General features: G+C 35.5%; 1 protein-coding gene. It reads left to right on the plus strand.

Annotated elements, in window-relative coordinates; translation table 11 throughout:
- Window positions 1-2 precede the first annotated feature (2 nt).
- Window positions 3-476 (plus strand): LptF/LptG family permease (locus ACYVTD_RS16465; protein ID WP_461248744.1); only part of this gene is annotated, 474 nt, incomplete at its 3' end.

Raw genomic sequence — 476 nt, forward strand, 5'->3', positions numbered from 1 at the left:
CTATATTTCAATATATATTAAAAGAAATGCTTTTTTCTTTTGTAATTTGTTTTTGCTTTTTCTTTTTTATTTTCTTTGTAAACCAAATACTCCTTATGGCGAAAGAAATTCTTACTAAGCGCGTGCCTTTTAACCAAGTCGCGCTTTTAATTCTTTTTTCTTTGCCTACTGTAATTGCAATGTCGGCTCCTTTTGCGTGTCTTGTAGGCACTCTTATGACTGTAGGACGTTTAACATCAGATAACGAAATTCTTGTTATGCTTTCATCGGGTTTATCGTATAAAAATGTCTTTTTCCCGGCTATTACAGTGGGGATAATTATTTCTCTTTTATCGTTCTTTACAAACGACGTGCTTCTCCCGGCTGGTACTGTCCAATTTAACAAATTGTGGCGTAAGATACTTGTCTCTACTCCCGCGCTGGAAATGGAAGCTAATTCGGTAAAAAAATTCCAGAATACCGTAATTGTTACAGGC

This window comes from Treponema sp. R6D11, from assembly GCF_054786075.1.